The sequence below is a fragment of the Variovorax sp. 10N420 genome, assembly GCF_056394705.1.
The window spans coordinates 79,942-93,198 of record NZ_JBFTIJ010000010.1 but is presented as its reverse complement, the minus strand read 5'-3'; the positions used below and the strand labels follow the sequence as shown (position 1 = coordinate 93,198).

Annotated in this window: 15 protein-coding genes; 13 read left to right on the top strand and 2 right to left on the bottom strand. The window is 63.8% G+C overall.

Going from position 1 to position 13,257, the window contains the following annotated elements:
- Positions 1–172 precede the first annotated feature (172 nt).
- The gene (locus AC1DEK_RS23570) at positions 173–886 is read right to left on the bottom strand and encodes a GntR family transcriptional regulator (RefSeq protein ID WP_478127720.1); all 714 of its coding nucleotides are present in this window, start codon (positions 884–886) and stop codon (positions 173–175) included.
- 148 nt (positions 887–1,034) lie between these two features.
- Here AC1DEK_RS23570 and AC1DEK_RS23565 point away from each other — a divergent pair, with 148 nt between their 5' ends.
- The 13 genes from AC1DEK_RS23565 (at position 1,035) to AC1DEK_RS23505 (ending at position 11,899) form a co-directional block, all read left to right on the top strand.
- Positions 1,035–1,883, top strand: coding sequence for an SDR family NAD(P)-dependent oxidoreductase (locus AC1DEK_RS23565; RefSeq protein ID WP_478127719.1), 849 nt, complete (start codon positions 1,035–1,037; stop codon positions 1,881–1,883).
- A 43-nt stretch (positions 1,884–1,926) separates the two neighbouring features.
- Positions 1,927–3,135 (top strand): ABC transporter substrate-binding protein, encoded by a 1,209-nt coding sequence (locus AC1DEK_RS23560; RefSeq protein WP_478127718.1) that lies wholly within the window; start codon positions 1,927–1,929, stop codon positions 3,133–3,135.
- A gap of 51 nt (positions 3,136–3,186) precedes the next feature.
- On the top strand, positions 3,187–4,089 hold the full coding sequence (locus AC1DEK_RS23555; protein WP_478127717.1) for a branched-chain amino acid ABC transporter permease: 903 nt from the start codon (positions 3,187–3,189) through the stop codon (positions 4,087–4,089).
- Positions 4,086–5,042 (top strand): branched-chain amino acid ABC transporter permease, encoded by a 957-nt coding sequence (locus AC1DEK_RS23550; protein WP_478127716.1) that lies wholly within the window; start codon positions 4,086–4,088, stop codon positions 5,040–5,042. The genes AC1DEK_RS23555 and AC1DEK_RS23550 overlap by 4 nt, the downstream gene beginning before the upstream one ends.
- Positions 5,039–5,806 carry an ABC transporter ATP-binding protein gene (locus tag AC1DEK_RS23545; RefSeq protein ID WP_478127715.1) on the top strand — a complete coding sequence of 256 codons (768 nt, stop codon included), beginning with the start codon at positions 5,039–5,041 and terminating at the stop codon, positions 5,804–5,806. The genes AC1DEK_RS23550 and AC1DEK_RS23545 overlap by 4 nt, the downstream gene beginning before the upstream one ends.
- Positions 5,799–6,530: an ABC transporter ATP-binding protein gene (locus tag AC1DEK_RS23540; RefSeq protein WP_478127714.1), complete on the top strand. Its 732-nt coding sequence runs from the start codon at positions 5,799–5,801 to the stop codon at positions 6,528–6,530. Before AC1DEK_RS23545 ends, AC1DEK_RS23540 begins: the two co-directional genes overlap by 8 nt.
- A 33-nt stretch (positions 6,531–6,563) precedes the next feature.
- A complete protein-coding gene (locus tag AC1DEK_RS23535) occupies positions 6,564–7,316 on the top strand; it encodes an SDR family NAD(P)-dependent oxidoreductase (RefSeq protein ID WP_478127713.1) in 753 nt (250 codons plus the stop codon).
- Positions 7,317–7,332: 16 nt separating this feature from the next.
- The gene (locus tag AC1DEK_RS23530; protein ID WP_478127712.1) at positions 7,333–8,070 is read left to right on the top strand and encodes an SDR family NAD(P)-dependent oxidoreductase; all 738 of its coding nucleotides are present in this window, start codon (positions 7,333–7,335) and stop codon (positions 8,068–8,070) included.
- Complete coding sequence (locus AC1DEK_RS23525; RefSeq protein WP_478127711.1) at positions 8,067–9,764, top strand: FAD-dependent oxidoreductase; 1,698 nt, start codon at positions 8,067–8,069, stop codon at positions 9,762–9,764. The genes AC1DEK_RS23530 and AC1DEK_RS23525 overlap by 4 nt, the downstream gene beginning before the upstream one ends.
- Positions 9,765–9,792: 28 nt before the next feature.
- The gene (locus AC1DEK_RS23520) at positions 9,793–10,401 is read left to right on the top strand and encodes a glutathione S-transferase (protein ID WP_478127710.1); all 609 of its coding nucleotides are present in this window, start codon (positions 9,793–9,795) and stop codon (positions 10,399–10,401) included.
- A gap of 313 nt (positions 10,402–10,714) precedes the next feature.
- The gene (locus tag AC1DEK_RS23515; RefSeq protein ID WP_478127709.1) at positions 10,715–11,182 is read left to right on the top strand and encodes a low molecular weight phosphatase family protein; all 468 of its coding nucleotides are present in this window, start codon (positions 10,715–10,717) and stop codon (positions 11,180–11,182) included.
- Positions 11,183–11,193: 11 nt separating this feature from the next.
- Complete coding sequence (locus AC1DEK_RS23510) at positions 11,194–11,469, top strand: DUF2164 domain-containing protein (protein ID WP_478127708.1); 276 nt, start codon at positions 11,194–11,196, stop codon at positions 11,467–11,469.
- Positions 11,470–11,491: 22 nt separating this feature from the next.
- Positions 11,492–11,899: a hypothetical protein gene (locus AC1DEK_RS23505; RefSeq protein ID WP_478127772.1), complete on the top strand. Its 408-nt coding sequence runs from the start codon at positions 11,492–11,494 to the stop codon at positions 11,897–11,899.
- Positions 11,900–11,907: 8 nt separating this feature from the next.
- On the opposite strand, the gene AC1DEK_RS23500 is transcribed toward AC1DEK_RS23505, so the two are convergent.
- Positions 11,908–13,251, bottom strand: a complete 1,344-nt coding sequence (locus AC1DEK_RS23500) for an NAD(P)/FAD-dependent oxidoreductase (RefSeq protein WP_478127707.1) — start codon at positions 13,249–13,251, stop codon at positions 11,908–11,910.
- Between the last annotated feature and the right edge of the window lie 6 nt (positions 13,252–13,257).

The window sequence follows — 13,257 nt, the reverse complement described above, 5'->3', positions numbered from 1 at the left end:
CGCGGTTGTTCCGACCTTGTCATCAAATGTCGGCGAGCCCGCGGCCGGACCCGGGTGAACCGAACTGCGTGCCGCGAAGTTCGAAACTTGGAATCGCTCAATCTGCAACTCCTACCTGCCTTTAGGCTGTTGATACCGGAAAGTCTTTGCTCGTGATCGCCGCGGATGATTTTCAAGCTTCACTGCGCCTGGGTGGCTTCGCTCCGGGTGCATCGGCGCCTTGGCTCAGCAATTTCTCATAGTTGCGCCGCAGGATCAGCCCGGCGTAGTAAACATGCTCGCGCATCAACTGCTCGGCACGAACCGAATCACGAGCCATGATCGCCTCAACGATGCGATGGTGATCAACATGAGAACGCAGGATGATCGCATGGTCATCCCAGAGAATGATCCGATCCGAGGCGAACGGAATGTTTTGCGCTTGCTCTGCGAAGCGGGTGACCCAAGGATTGCCGGCCGCCTCAACTAACGTATCGTGGATGGTCACATTCATTTGTTGATAGGGCTCATGGTCTTCCGGACGAAGTTCGCCGCACGCCAAGATGCGATCGCCGTCCGCCAGAGCGCTGAGTAATCGCTTCGATTGCTCATCGTTCAAGCCGTGACTGGCTGCGTTGCGGCAGGCTAGACCCTCCAGTACGGCTCGAACGTCGTACGCGGCCGCGATCTCCTCCATGTCGAAGCCCCGAACCTGATAGCCGCGCTTAGGTTGGTGGTCGATCAAACCTTCGCCGGTCAACGTGCTTAGTGCACTCCGTACCGGCGTTCGCGACACACCCAACTTCTCCGCCAATGGAATTTCTTCCAGGCGCTCTCCTGCGTGCATCTGTCCCTGAAGGATCCAGTTGCGAAGAGTTTCAGTCACGTCTTGCGCCAACGTTCTCATGTTCGTGTCTCCTGTGCCGTGTAACAAGTATACATAGTGGACCCAAAATGACCAGTATCAGGGTATTCACCAAGTCTTTTTGCCATTCATGTATACATACTCGCTGCTCACGAGATAGCGGTCCATTTCAAGAAAGGCAGAGTGTGCAATGGCAAAGGCGCATCAAGAGGCAGGTGGTAGCTGGCTGGGTTTGACAAATCAGGTCTGCGTTGTCACGGGCGCCGGCGGCGGCATCGGCTCGGAACTGGCGTTGCAACTCCTGGGCGCAGGCGCCCGCGTGGCGTTGCTTGACCGGGATGCGCATCGACTAGCGGAGTTGGCCGCTGGCTTGGACGAATACACAGGCCGGGTCCTGACGATCACCTGCGATGTGACCAGTGCAGAAAATGTGCAGGCCGCTGCAACGCAGGTCGAGCGAGCTTGGGGGGCAGCCGCGCTGCTGGTCAACAACGCGGCTTCTCTGTACGCCGACGCGCTGATGGACATTGCGGTCGACAAGTGGAACCTGCTGCTCTCGGTCAACCTCACGGGCTACCTGGTGTGCGCGCAGGCCTTCGGCCGTCAGATGATCGCCGCTGGCGGCGGCTCGATGGTTCACATCGCCTCGATCTCCGCCACCATTCCCCAGCCTTACAGCGGCGCCTACAGCGTGAGCAAGGCAGGCGTGAAGATGCTGTCGCAACTGCTGGCTGTGGAGTTGGGCGAGCACGGCGTGCGCAGCAACGTCGTCAGCCCCGCCATGATCCGCACGCCGATGAGCGAAGGCATCTACCAAGACCCAGCTGTGCGCCGCCGCCGCGAACAGATCGTGCCAGCGGGCCGCATCAGCACGCCGTCGGACATCGTGGGTGCCATCCTGTTCCTGGCCAGCGATCGTGCCAGCTATATCAGCGGCCAGGAAATCCTCGTCGACGGCGGCCTGACACAAGCCTGGCTCAGCCTTATCCCTCGTCCCGGCTTCGAGAAGAGCGACGCGGCTGCCCAGCCAGTGTCCTGAACCGTTCCCCCCGTACCCACCCGCAATTCAAAAGGAGACTCCCTTGAAACCCGTCAAGTCCTTTCTCGTGGCCGTTACGGCCGCTCTGTCTACTCTATGCGCGCACGCGCAGAGCGATCCCGGTCTGACCGACAAAACTATCAAGCTCGGCTTGTTTGGCCCGCTGTCGGGCAACTCGATGGCCTACGGCTTCGACGTGATGAACGCGGCGAAGATGTACTACGACAAGATCAACAAGGAAGGCGGCATCCACGGACGCAAGATCGAGTTGGTGGTCGAAGACGACCGCTGCAACGCCAACGATCTTCTTGCTGCGGTGAAGAAGCTCACCGAGCAGGACAAGGTGTTCGCCCTCAACGGAGGCTCGTGCTCGGCCGCCGTGGTCGGCGCGCGTGAATACGTCGAGCGCTCGCAAATTCCGCTGGTGATGCTCAACGCCTCGGGCGACGGCGCGCTCTACCCGCCGTCCAAGTACATCTACGGGGCGTTCTCCATCTCGCAGCGCGCAGTCGGCGGCTCGATGGTGCAGTTCGCGGCCGAACACCTCAAGGCTAAGAAGATCGGCTACATCAACCACGACGATGCCTACGGCGGCTGGAACCTCGAAGCGGCCGAGTTTCAGGCTAAGAAGCTCGGCGTGGACCTGCAAGTGCAATCGGTGGCACCGAATCTGACCGACGTCACCGCACCAATGCTCAAGATCCGCGCGGCCAACCCCGACGTGCTTTTGATCACGACCTACGCCCGTCCTGTGAGTTTGCTGGTCAAGAAGGCTCAGGAGTTGGGCTGGAACAAGCCGATCGTCATCGCCGTCAACGGCACGGCCGACTTGAAGCAACTGGTCGAGAACGTGGGCAGCAAGGATGCATTCAAGAATGTGTACCTGCAGGAAGTCATGGCCGACGTGGCGGGGGGCCCCAAGCTCAAGTGGGTGTACGACATGTACAAGAGCTACTACCCCGAACTGGCCGCCAAACCTGGCTACCCCCAGACCTACATGCCCTACGGCATCCCTTCAGCGATGACCGTGGTCAACGCACTGAAGGCTGCAGGCCCACAGCTCACGCGTGAGAAGTTCCTCACCGCCCTGTCGCAGACCAAGTTTGACTCGACCGTGATGGCAGGCCCGATCGAGCTGACCCCCACAGACCACGCCGGCCAGAAGTCGGCCATCTACTTGAAGTTCGATGGCACCGACATGGCCGCAGTGCCCGGCGCCTACCGCAGCCTCTGGACGTACCAGCCCAAGTAACCAACGAGGACGAGAGGACGGCCCGCGAGAGCGAGCGCTCCCGGCAACGCTATGAACACTAGTGACATCTGGCTGTTTCTGCAGCAGGGCCTTCTTTCGGGGCTGGTGACCGGCAGCGTCTATGCGCTTCTGGCCATCGCCATCGTGGCCATCTTCAAAACCACCGACGTGCCGAATTTCGCGCAGGGCGAGATCTTCATGATCGCCGGCTATGTGGCGTTGTCCCTGCTGCTGATCGCCGGCTGGTCGTACGCCCTGGTGATTCCAGTCACCGTGGTCGCCGTGGCCGTAGGCGCGGCACTCTTTCAGCGCGTGGTGATGGAGCGCGTGACGCACTCCAAGGGCGTCGGGCCGCAGCTCGTGATCGCGACCTTGGGTCTGGCCTATACGCTCAAGGGGCTGGTGCGCCAGACGGGCCTGGGCGACACGCCGCGCTCGCTGCCGTCGCTCGTGTCCAACGACCCCGTGATCATCGGCGACGCCTTCCTCACGCGGCTGGACGTGGCGATCTTCGCCGCGTCGCTCGTCGCGATGGTCCTCATCTACCTGTTGTTCAGCCACACGCGCATCGGCAAGGCAATGCGCGCCGTGGGCATGAACCCGCGTGCGGCGCAGATCGTTGGCATCCGCCTGTCGCGCATCCGGATGATGGTGTGGGCCATGGCCGGCGTGATCTCCGCGCTCGCTGCCCTGCTCATCACGCCCAAGATCCTCATCACGCCCGACATAGCGCACATCGCGATCTTGGCCTACGCCGCTGCGATCGTCGGCGGCTTCACGAGCCTGCCCGGCGCCGTGCTGGGGGGGCTGATCATCGGCATCGTGGAGAACCTCGTGGGCCTGTTCATCTCGACCAACGCCATCGTGGTCGCGCCCTTCCTCGCGATCCTCGTCACGCTGATCCTGCGGCCGCAGGGCATCCTGGGCGGCAAGCCTCAAGTCAAGAAAGTATGAAAACCATGACCCGCGACCACTGGGCCCTGGTGGCCGCTGCCGTCCTTTTGCTGATCCTGCCGTTCACGGTGTCGGGCTACGTGCTGTACGTGGTCAACCTGCTGATGGTCTTCGTCGTGCTGGCCTTGGGCATGCACGTGGTGATCGGTGAGTCAGGGCAGTTCGCCCTCGCACACGCTGCCTTCTTCGGCATCGGCATCTACACGGCCGGCATCATTAACACGGCCTGGCACCCGCCCTTCTTCATCTCGATCATTGCGGGGGGCTTCCTGTCGGCGGTGCTGGGCTACCTCATCGGCTACCTCGCACTACGCATGCGCGACATCTACCTGGCCCTGGCCACCTTCGCCTTCGGCGAGGCGATGCAATGGGGCTTCCTGAGCTGGGAAAAGGTCACTGGCGGCTCCAACGGCATGAAGATGGACCCGGCCGAACTCTTTGGCTACAAGCTCACCAACGACTTGCAGGCATACCCCTTCGTGATCGTGCTGACCGGCCTGATGCTGTGGCTCACGGTGGCCCTGGCGCGTTCGCAGTACGGCTCGTCCATGCGGGCCGTGCGCGAGAGCGACGTGGCGGCCATGGCCATGGGCATCAATGTCAAGGCCACGAAGCAAAGTGCCTTCGCGATCTCGGCGGCGTTCGCCGGCATCGCGGGCGGCATGTACACGCTGTTCACGTCCTTCATCCACCCCGAAAGCCTCGGCTTCCAGACCACCATTCTCGTGCTCACGATGGTCGTGGTGGGCGGCATAGGCTCGGTACGAGGCGCTGTGGCAGGCGCCATCGCCTTCGGCCTCATTTCGGAGTTGCTGCGCCAGCTCATGTCGGTGCAGGAAATCATCTACGGCGTGATCCTCATGGGCTTCATGATGTTCAAGCCGAAGGGACTGTTCGCCGACCGCAACCGCCGAGCGGCGCGCGAAGTGCTGCACAAGGAGATGCAGGCATGAACGATGCACGTCCCTTCCTGGAGGTCTCCGGCATCACAGTGCGCTTCGGCGGACTGGTGGCCGTCAACAGCCTCTCGTTCGAGGTCGCGCGTGGTTCCATCCACGCGCTCATCGGACCCAACGGCGCCGGTAAGTCCACCACCTTCAACTGCATCTCGCGCTACTACCAGCCGACCGCCGGCCGCATTGTGGTCGACGGTGAGGACGTGACGCACCATGCGCCCACACGCATGGCCGGCATGGGCATCGCGCGCACCTTCCAGAACCTGGAGCTCTTCGGCGACCTCAGCGTGTACGAGAACGTACTCCTGGGCTGCCATTCGCACAGCGCCAACACGCTGGGTCGCCTGATGCGCCGCCCGAGCGGCGAGATCCGCGATCTGGTCGACAGCCTCATCGAGCGCGTAGGCCTGACCCACGACCGAGAAACTCGTGCCAAGGAGCTGGACTTCGGCCACCAGAAGTTGCTGGAGATCGCCCGCGCCCTGGCCCTCAAGCCGCGCCTGCTGCTGCTCGACGAGCCAGCCGCGGGCCTTCGCAACCGAGACATCGAAAACCTCGATCGTCTGCTGACCGAGTTGGCTGAGAAGGACGGCATCACGGTGTTGCTGGTCGAGCACGTGATGCAGCTGGTGATGTCGATCTCCGACCGCATCACCGTCATGTCCTTCGGCCAGAAGATCGCCGAGGGAACCCCGAAGGAGATCAGTGAGAACCCCATGGTGATTGAAGCCTATCTGGGCAAGGGAGCCGCGCATGCCTGAACAGACGAAAAGCCCCTTGCTCGAAGTGCGCGGCATCAGCGCGTCGTACGGCGCGATCCAGGCGCTGTCGGATGTAAGCCTGTCCGTGCCGGAGGGCGCCATCGTTGCGCTGCTGGGCAGCAACGGCGCGGGCAAGAGCAGCACGCTGAACGCGATCTCGCACCTCATCAACCCCACGGCCGGTGAGGTGCGTTTCGCGGGCGAGACCATCCACCGCCTGCCCTCCGACGAGATCGTTCGCCGCGGCCTGGTACAGGTGCCTGAAGGCCGTGAGGTCTTCAAGGAGATGAGCGTGCGGGAGAACCTGGAACTTGGTGCCTTCCTGCGGCGTGACCGCGCCGCGATGGCCGAAGACCTGGACAAGGTCTACATCATGTTCCCGCGTCTGAAGGAGCGCTCAGAGCAGCGTGCCGCCACACTGTCCGGGGGCGAGCAGCAGATGCTGGCCATCGGCCGCGCGCTGATGTCGCGCCCGCGGCTGATCATGTTCGATGAGCCGTCGATGGGGCTCTCGCCCTTGCTGGTCGAGCAGATTTTCGAGGCGATCCAGCGCCTGAACCGCGAACAGGGTCTGACGATCCTGCTGGTGGAGCAGGACGTACGTCTGGCGCTCACGGTGGCCAGCCACGCCTACATCCTGGAAAACGGCGAACTCACGCTGCAGGGCGCATCGGCCCGACTCATGAACGACCCGGCCGTTCGCCGGGCCTACCTCGGCGTCTAGAAGGCGCCCCATTTCCTAGTCAGGAGTATTCGAATGGATCTGTTGAAGGACAAGCTCGCGCTGGTGACCGGCGCAGGCGGCGGGCTGGGTTCCGCCATCTCGCTGGGTTTCTCGAGAGAAGGCGCACGCGTGGTCGTGGCCGATGTGGATGCGGAGCGCGCCGAAGCCACTGTGGCGAAGATCACCGCCGCAGGCGGCGAGGCCTGGAGCGTTGCGCTGGACGTGTGCGATCGCGCCGCGGTGCAGGCCTGCGCGGCTGAGCTCGAAGGCCGACTGGGACCGATCGACATCCTCATCAACAACGCCGGCATCTCGGGCCGCGCCCGCATCGACGATCCGCAGGCGACCGAGGTCTGGGACCGCCTGATCGAGGTCAACCTGCAGGGCCTGTTCAATGTCACGCACGCTTTCGTGCCGGCGTTGAAGAAGACCCGCGGCTGCATCGTCAACCTGTCGTCGATCGTGGCCTTCGTGAGCGGCATCTCGTCGGCAGGCTATGTGGCATCAAAGGGGGCCGTGCGCTCGCTCACCCAGGTGCTGGCCCGCGACCTCGCGGCCTTCGGGGTGCGTACCAATGCCATCGCGCCCGGCCTGATGTTGACCGAAATGGTCGCCCCTCAACTGGCCGTGGCCGGCGGCACCGATTGGTACATGAAGCGCGCACCGATGGCGCGTGGCGGCGAGGTCGAGGAGATCGTCGGGCCCGTGGTCTTTCTCTGCTCGCCCATGGCGAGCTATGTGAATGGTGTCGTGCTGCCGGTCGATGGCGGCTTCCTCTCGGCCTGATTGGAGCTTCGGAAAAATGACCGACAACAGCAAACCGATCGCGCTCGTCACCGGCGGTGCCGGCGGCATGGGCCTGGCCACCGTAGAACGCCTCGCGCGCGACGGCTACGCGGTGGTGATGGTGGACCGCGACGAAGCGCTGGCCACGCGTGAGACCGAACGCCTGAAAGCCCTGGGCCTTGACGTGCAGTGCCGCGTGCTCGACCTCACCGACGAAGTCGCCGTGCGCGGTCTGGTGCAGTCGCTTCCGCCTGTGAGCGCGCTGGTCAACAACGCAGGCATCTTCGACGAACGCAAGTTCATGGATGTCACCAATGCCGACTTTCGGCGCGCCTACGAGGTCAATCTGATCGCCGTAGCAACGCTCACGCAGGAGGTAGCCAAGACGATGCCGGACGGCGGCCGAATCGTGAACATCGCCTCGCGCGCCTACCTTGGCGCGAAGAACCACCCACACTATGTCGCTTCCAAGGCGGCGGTGGTGGGCTACACGCGCGCCAGCGCGATGGAACTTGCGTATCGGGGCATCCTCGTCAACGCCATTGCACCAGGTCTCATCGACACGCCGATCTTGCGCGCGCTGACACCCGAACGCTTGGCGGCGCAGTTGGCGCTGCAGCCCACCGGCAAGGCTGGTCGGCCGCAGGACATTGCCCAGGCAGTTTCCTTCCTCGTGTCGCCGCAGACGGGCTTCATCACCGGGCAGGTGCTCTTTGTCGACGGTGGCAAATCGCTGGGAGGCTCGGGTTCATGACGAGTTCTGCCTGGGACGCCGAGTACGACGTGGTCGTGATCGGCGCAGGTGCCGGGGGCATGGCCGCCGCGCTCACCGCGAAGATCGAGGGCTGCAGCGTCTTGCTGGTTGAAAAGACCGACAAGGTCGGTGGCTCAACCGCTGTATCAGGTGGAGCGGTCTGGGCGCCGCTCAACGCCCAATCGGCCAAAGTTGGTCACCCCGACACCTTCGAGAAGGTGTGGACGTACATGCGCAACACGGTGGGCGACGCCGCCCCGGCCGCGCTGCAGCAGGCCTTCGTGCGCGAGTGCGCCGGTATGGTGGACTACTTCGAGAAGCACACGGCCGTGCGCCTGGTCGCGCGCAGTTTCTCGCCCGATTACTACCCCGACCGCGATGGCGCCGCCATGGGTGGCCGCTCGCTGGACCCCGCGATGTTCGACGGCCGCGAACTCGGCTCGAAGTTCAAGGAACTCCGCGACCCGCTGCCCGAGTTCATGGTGCTCGGCGGCATGATGATCAACATGACGGACGCCAATCACCTGCTGGCGGTCACGCGGTCGTTCACCTCTTGGCGCGAGGGCATGAAGCTTGTGCTGCGTTTTGGTTCCGACCGGCTGCGCGGCTACCACCGCGGCACCCGTCTCGTGCTGGGCAACGCCTTGGCGGCGCGGCTCTTCAAGAGCGTGCTCGACCGCAAGATCGACTATTGGCTCAGCACCCCGCTGCAGAAGCTCGAACTCACCGACGGCGCTGTCAACGGCGTCACGGTGGTGCGCGAGGGCCGACCCACGCGGATCAGGGCACGACATGGCGTCGTCGTCGCGACCGGCGGGTTCCCGTGGGGCGAAGCGCTGCGCGGGACGCACTACCCGAAGCCGAGCGGCCCCTGGTCAATGTCGCCCCAGGACAACCGCGGCGAAGGCATCGCTGTGGCCCGGGATGCCGGCGCCGTGCTCGGTCACGGCCACACCAACCCGGCTTTCTGGGCGCCCGTGTCCGTGCTGCAGCGGGCGGACGGCAGTGTGACCCGCTACCCGCACCTAGTGTGGGACCGCGCCAAGCCAGGCCTGATGGCGGTGAACGGCGCCGCGCAGCGCTTCGTGAACGAATCGACGTCGTATCACGAGTTCGTACGAGCCATGTACCGCTCGCACGAGACCGTGCCGACGGTGCCCGCGTACCTGGTGTGCGATCACGACTTCATGGAGAAGTGGGGAATGGGCTTGGCCCTGCCGGGTGGCCGCCCGCGCGAACACCTGGTGAAGGCTGGCTACCTGCATAAGGGGCAGACGCTGCGTGCACTGGGCGAATCGTTGGGCCTCGACGGTGCGGCGCTCGAGGCAACGGCCGCGCGCTTCAACGCGCTTGCCGAAAAGGGCCGGGACGACGACTTCGGCAAGGGCAGCACCGAGTACAACCGCTACCTCGGCGATGGCGAGCACAAGCCGAATCCCTGCCTAGGGCCGCTGCGCCAAGGGCCGTTCTACGCGGTCAAGGTGGTGGCTGGCGACATCGGCACCGCGATGGGCATCGCCTGCAACGAACACGCCCAGGCGCTCGATGCGGCCGGCCGGCCGATCCCGGGCCTGTACATGGCGGGCAACGACATGCACTCGGTGATGGGCGGCGAATACCCGGCACCCGGCATCACGCTCGGCCCGGCTCTGACTTTCGGCTGGATCGCCGGGCGCCAACTGGCGCATGCATAAGCCAACAAACTATGAATAGGTGAAATTCATGCAACTCTACTTCTCCCCCTTCTCCCCCTACGTGCGCAAGTGCCTGGTCGTGGCACATGAACTGGGCCTTGCCGACCGCGTGCAATTGCTTCCGTCGAACGCCAATCCGGTCGCGCGCGATCAAGACATCATCGCGAAGAACCCGCTGGGAAAGGTGCCGACCTTCATCACCGACGACGGTGCCGTGCTCTATGACAGCCGAGTGATCTGCGAATACCTTGACATGCTTGGCAACGGCGCGCTGTTTCCGCGCAGTGGCGATGCGCGTTGGAACGCGCTCACGCTGCAGGCCCTAGGCGATGGCATCCTTGACGGCGCATTGATCGCCCGCTATGAGGACGTAGCCCGACCTGAGCCTCTACGCTGGCGCGAGTGGCGCGCCGCCCAGCTTGACAAGGCCGAGACCTCATTGGCCCACCTGTCGGCCAACCCCACGCTCATCGCGCCGCAACGCGTGGACATCGGTACCCTGACGGTGGCCTGCGCCCTGTGGTACCTGGACCTTCGCTTCGGTGACGTTGGCTGGCGCGATCGCCATCCTGTCGTCGCGAGTTGGTACGCCGAGCACTCGAAGCGGCCCTCCCTGCAAGCAACCTGGTCCCTGTAAGCGGAGATGGGGCGGCCACCGAAGAACTTGGCGCGCCAAAGCAGCCGCTGCCTCTCGTTATCGGTCGTCATGCCAACCCAAGGGCGTCGGGGCAGAAATAGTGACGCAGACCGGAGGCTGATTACGAAATGGTGTCGCGAAGGCCGATCCCGTGCGACATCTCGAAGTGGAGGAGGGCTTTGTGGCGAGTGACACGCCAATGCAAGGGGCGGCATGCAGCGCCCTTGCGCTGAGTGCATCGTCGGCTCTACGCTACGTGCTGTCGTGGTCGCACAGGGTTTCAATGATCGCAAAGCGCTTTGAGGTGATATTCGTGTCGCGCCGCAATTCGTTGCGGAGCATCCTGGCGCAAGCGTGCCTCATGCAGCTGGGTGGTGATCGCTTCACGGCGCTGTCCTGCGGCCAGCCGGGCCAGGTGAGCAGAGAGCTGCATCCGGCCGCGCTCGGGGCCCTCGCCAGCGCGGGGATGCCGGTCCCGCCGGTTCACCCTCGCGGTTGGGACGAACTGGCGCGGGCGAGCTCGCACCGGGCCGATTTCGTGATCACGCTCGATGAGGCGACGCTCGCCTATCAGCCGCGCTGGCCGGGGCAGCCGGCCGCCGCCTTGTGGGCATTTCCGGACATTGCGGCGCTGGACAACGCCGAAGAAGCCGCGCACGCGGCCATCCAGATGCTGCACGCCCTGCGCCGACGCCTCGAATTGCTGGTCAGCCTTCCGCTGCATGGCGCCGACGCGGCGGCGATGCGTTCGGACGTGCGCGATCTTGCGCATCTGCAGTAGGAAAAACCATCATGACCATCGAGCTGGACAAGGAAGCCCGCAAGGAAGCCATCGTGTCCATCGAGAGGTACTTCCGCGAAAACATGGAAGAACCCATCGGCAACATCGCCGCCGGTGCTCTCCTGGGCTTCTTTCTTGAAGAAGTCGGCCCGGTCATCTACAACCGGGCCGTGGCCGACGTTCAGGAGCGCCTGCAGGCGAGGATCTCCGAACTGGACATCGAAGTCCATGAAGACGAATTCCAGTATTGGCGCAAGTTCGAGCGCAAGGCGCGGGAGAAGAAGTGACCCAAGCGACCGGAGACGAATGATGTCCGTCAGTTGGAAGCTGCGCTTCAGGCTGTTCGTCCAGCGCTTCTGGCAGCCGACCAGCGCCTGCATGACCTGCATGCCGGGCAGCTGGGGCAACCTGATGAGCCTCGCGCATTGGGCGACCGCGCTGCAGACCGGCTTGGCCACTGGAATACTCGCCTTGCTGTTGACGTTCACGCCGGCGGCCAGGCTTTATTCGAACCGGTACGGCAATGCGGTGGTGGTCGGCTGCCTCACGATGCTGGGCGATGCCTACTCGCACGCCAATCACTACGACATTCCCTTTGCCGAGGCGATCGTGACGGGCGTCATCTCGGGACTGATCACGCTCGCCGGCTCGTTCCTCTTCGAAGACCGGGCCAGGCGGCTGCGCGCGGCCTGGGCCAGGATCTCGGGGCAGGCCTGATCCGCCGTTCAGTCCGCTTTCTGGATGGTCTCGCCGCGCAGGAGCCCCAGGTCGCGGACATTGAAGTGGTGCCGCTTCCATCCTTGGTACGTCCGGCGCCAGTTGATCAGAGAGACGAAGTAATAGACCGCCCTGAACATCCACAACGAACGACGGTAGCCACGCCCCTGATGAATGTCCGCGGCGAGCAGCGACATGAGCCCCTGCTTGACGTTGAACATGTTTCGCGGGTGCATGAACATGTCGCGAATGGTCGGGTTCGTGGCGCGATAGATGAACCACGAATAATCGCTCGGGCCGACGCGCATCCGTTTCTCCATCTCCTCGCGCGCCCTCGGTAGATTCGCCGGCCTGTCGAGCGCTGTCTGCACCAGCTGGGCGCCGTCGAAGGCGCTTTGCATCGCCAGGAAAACACCCGACGAGAACATCGGGTCGATGAAGGTGAAGGCGTCCCCCACCATCAGGTAGCGGTCGCCGGCGGCATGCGTGCTCGAGTACGAGAAGTTGCCCGTCGCGTGAACCTGGTCGTCCACGAGCGTCGCGTCCTTCAGGCGGTCGTGCAGTTCAGGGCACATGGCGATGGTGTCGAAGAAGTAGTCCTTCAGCGGCTTGTCGCGCGCCTTCAGGTAATAGGCCCAGCACACTGCGCCGACGCTCGTGGTGCCATCGGCCAGCGGAATGAACCAGAACCAGCCGTGGTCGAACCAGCAGATGCTGATGTTGCCTTCGCGCTTGCCCTCGAGCCGCCGTGCATTGCGAAAGTGCCCGAAGAGCGCCGTGCTGTTGTGCTTGGGATTCTTTTTCTTGGACTTGAACTTGTTGGCCAGCACCGTGTCGCGGCCGCTGGCATCGACGACGAAGCGTGCGCGCCAGGTGCGCTTTCCGCCGTCGTCGAGCACTGCCTGTACGGTCGCGCCGCTGTCGTCGAAATCCACTTCGCGCACCCTGGCGCCTTCCATCGTCAGCGCGCCTTCCTTGGCGGCATTGCGGAAGAGCAACTCGTCGAGCTCCGAACGGCGGACCTGCCATGCCGAATCCTTGGACGGGTCCCAGCCTTCGGAAAAATCGACGTAGCTGCAGTAGTCGAGGTCCGGCGACACGAATTCAATGCCGAACTTGGGCATGCCGATCTTCTCTACCTCGGCGCGCACGCCCAGCTTGTCGAACAGGTCGACGTTGCCCGGCAACAGCGATTCGCCGATGTGGAAACGCGGGTGATGCTCCTTCTCCAGCAGCACCACGCGCCGTCCTTCGCGCGCGAGAAGTGCGGCGATGGTCGAACCCCCTGGTCCTCCGCCGATGACGAGAACATCGCAGTCCTGAGTGCGTTCCTGTTCCTGGTTTGCCTGCATGAGCGA

What these genes read in the sequence shown, in the direction of transcription:
- AC1DEK_RS23570 (WP_478127720.1), bottom strand. Translation starts at nt 886, where the DNA reads ATGAGAACGTTGGCGCAAGACGTGACTGAAACTCTTCGCAACTGGATC.
- AC1DEK_RS23565 (WP_478127719.1), top strand. Translation starts at nt 1,035, where the DNA reads ATGGCAAAGGCGCATCAAGAGGCAGGTGGTAGCTGGCTGGGTTTGACA.
- AC1DEK_RS23555 (WP_478127717.1), top strand. Translation starts at nt 3,187, where the DNA reads ATGAACACTAGTGACATCTGGCTGTTTCTGCAGCAGGGCCTTCTTTCG.
- AC1DEK_RS23550 (WP_478127716.1), top strand. Translation starts at nt 4,086, where the DNA reads ATGAAAACCATGACCCGCGACCACTGGGCCCTGGTGGCCGCTGCCGTC.
- AC1DEK_RS23545 (WP_478127715.1), top strand. Translation starts at nt 5,039, where the DNA reads ATGAACGATGCACGTCCCTTCCTGGAGGTCTCCGGCATCACAGTGCGC.
- AC1DEK_RS23540 (WP_478127714.1), top strand. Translation starts at nt 5,799, where the DNA reads ATGCCTGAACAGACGAAAAGCCCCTTGCTCGAAGTGCGCGGCATCAGC.
- AC1DEK_RS23535 (WP_478127713.1), top strand. Translation starts at nt 6,564, where the DNA reads ATGGATCTGTTGAAGGACAAGCTCGCGCTGGTGACCGGCGCAGGCGGC.
- AC1DEK_RS23530 (WP_478127712.1), top strand. Translation starts at nt 7,333, where the DNA reads ATGACCGACAACAGCAAACCGATCGCGCTCGTCACCGGCGGTGCCGGC.
- AC1DEK_RS23525 (WP_478127711.1), top strand. Translation starts at nt 8,067, where the DNA reads ATGACGAGTTCTGCCTGGGACGCCGAGTACGACGTGGTCGTGATCGGC.
- AC1DEK_RS23520 (WP_478127710.1), top strand. Translation starts at nt 9,793, where the DNA reads ATGCAACTCTACTTCTCCCCCTTCTCCCCCTACGTGCGCAAGTGCCTG.
- AC1DEK_RS23510 (WP_478127708.1), top strand. Translation starts at nt 11,194, where the DNA reads ATGACCATCGAGCTGGACAAGGAAGCCCGCAAGGAAGCCATCGTGTCC.
- AC1DEK_RS23505 (WP_478127772.1), top strand. Translation starts at nt 11,492, where the DNA reads ATGTCCGTCAGTTGGAAGCTGCGCTTCAGGCTGTTCGTCCAGCGCTTC.
- AC1DEK_RS23500 (WP_478127707.1), bottom strand. Translation starts at nt 13,251, where the DNA reads ATGCAGGCAAACCAGGAACAGGAACGCACTCAGGACTGCGATGTTCTC.